Source organism: Mizugakiibacter sediminis (assembly GCF_000953855.2).
Lineage (GTDB): Bacteria > Pseudomonadota > Gammaproteobacteria > Xanthomonadales > Rhodanobacteraceae > Mizugakiibacter > Mizugakiibacter sediminis.
Window position 1 is genome coordinate 1 of the sequence record NZ_DF970186.1, and the last position, 1,859, is coordinate 1,859.

Sequence of the window (1,859 nt, forward strand, 5' to 3'; positions counted from 1 at the left end):
GCGCGCTGTGAAAACCGAGGTTACACAGTTCGTTTGACAGACCCGCACCGGTTCGAATCCCAACAGCACGCCAGCCGCGTGATCGCCGACTGGATCCAGTTCTACAACCACCGGCGCCAGCACCAGGCGCTGGGCATGAAAACACCCGCCGAGGCGTACGCTTTAGCGGCTAGCAGCTCGAAGTATCGCGAATATTAGAAGCGCAATTGAAAGCAAACTAATCACGGCACACACTCTCAAAATTCCTAGATACTCCTTAAATGTTGCGCTTGTTAATAATTCATCTGCCGATCTACTAAAGAGATTGATGAAACGCACCCTTGTCCAAGTAATAAAATTCCGTCGATATCCTATCCCGAAAAAGAAGGTAATTCCTAGCTTTTCCGGACCAAAGTTGAACGTAGTTCCTGAATCGAAGTTTGCCTGAGAAGCTTGTGGAGCAAGGGTTTTAGATCCTGCTCCCGCTGATTGAACCGGTAGCAAACCTCGGCCAGGTAGAGATGGAAGTATTGCCGGGGGACACCGCGGTACGGGTACAGCCAGTTCTTGGCATAGCTCCAGAAGCCTTCGATCCCGTTGATGTGATCGCGCCCGACCGGTTTTCCCTTCTCCTTGCGGATCATCACGTGCTCGCCGCGCAGCTTCAACGTGGCATAGGCCTGCCACTCGTCGGTGTAGTAGAGCGCTCCTTCGCGGGTGTGTGCCTCGATCTCACGCATGATCGACACCCGGTCGTGGACCGGGATCGGCATCGCCTTGACCCGGCCGTTGCGCTTGACGAGTCCGAACACGATCACCTTGCCGGCCGCACCCCAGCCACGCTTGCCCTTTCGAGCGCCACCGAACGTGGTTTCATCGCATTCGACCGCCCCCTCGAACGGCTCGCGTAGCTGCTCGACCTGGGCGCAGCAGGCCCGCAGCAGCCGGTAGAAGCGTTCGCGTGCCTGGGCACTGGCATCGCGACGGAACCGCTGCCGATAGGACGGCACGCCGAGGACGAACAGCGCCAGCAGCCGATGCTTCGTTGCCGAAGCCAAACGCACCGAATCCCAGGCGCTTGTCCAGCTAAAACGCCGGCCGCAGGCACGACACTTGAACCGACCGTCCGCCAACCGGTAGTGCCTGCAACCATCACAGGCCGGGCATCGCTTCATGACCAAATCCTCTTGGATTTGGTCCGGTTTGGCTAGGAATTACCAAAAAGAAACTCTCGTTCTCAGGGCAGTATTTGCGAACCTCTTTCCTTAAAGACTCAGAAGCAAAGGCGAGAAATAGTTGGCTCAGCACGTATGCTATGGCAAATGACGATATAAACAATGCGTCCATTGAAATCCTCATCTCCAGCGGGATATCGAAATAATCCTAGATCTTCCATACAGATCTGCTCCAACCCCCTCCGTAAACCCCATTATCGGTGCCCCACCCATTTCCGATGTGGCGCTTCCCGCCTGCAAAGTTCCAAGACTATAGCCACCGCCCGCAGCTATGCTCGCAGATAGAGACATAAACTCACCATTGAACGCATCAGGATTAGGCGCTCCTGCACTTCCGTCGTCAAAGCAAACTTGCCCTCCTGTATAAGACGCTGGCAGGCCCAATCCAAATCCCGCACCCCATGCTTGCACGACAATGCTTATCTTGGTGCCATCTTTGCAGCGAGTCGTCAGACAAAATCTGTAAATCTCTCCCTGTATTGCTCCCAGTCCAGCGCCACCCTGAAGATAAGTCCCCGTCCAAATTGCCAGACCTGTCTGATCGATAAACTGGACTGGATCATTGGCTGCATAGCTGTGCAACGCCGTTGCGCGAATGGTAAAACCTATTGGGTCTTTCGCCGTCCACCGCCCCGTCTCCGGGTC

General features: G+C 55.3%; 3 protein-coding genes. 1 reads left to right on the forward strand and 2 read right to left on the reverse strand.

The annotated features are described in order from the left end of the window. A partial coding sequence (locus tag MBSD_RS07095; protein WP_148667830.1) for an integrase core domain-containing protein occupies nucleotides 1–198 on the forward strand: 198 nt, incomplete at its 5' end. A gap of 176 nt (nucleotides 199–374) precedes the next feature. Here MBSD_RS07095 and MBSD_RS07100 read toward each other — a convergent pair. Next, the gene (locus MBSD_RS07100; protein WP_201797464.1) at nucleotides 375–1,154 is read right to left on the reverse strand and encodes an IS1595 family transposase; all 780 of its coding nucleotides are present in this window, start codon (nucleotides 1,152–1,154) and stop codon (nucleotides 375–377) included. Nucleotides 1,155–1,334: 180 nt separating this feature from the next. Then, nucleotides 1,335–1,859, reverse strand: a 525-nt coding sequence (locus tag MBSD_RS15735; RefSeq protein ID WP_484502474.1) for an RHS repeat-associated core domain-containing protein, incomplete at its 5' end; no start/stop codon positions are given.

Coding starts and splice junctions, on each gene's coding strand:
- MBSD_RS07100 (WP_201797464.1), bottom strand. CDS start 1,154: ATGAAGCGATGCCCGGCCTGTGATGGTTGCAGGCACTACCGGTTGGCG.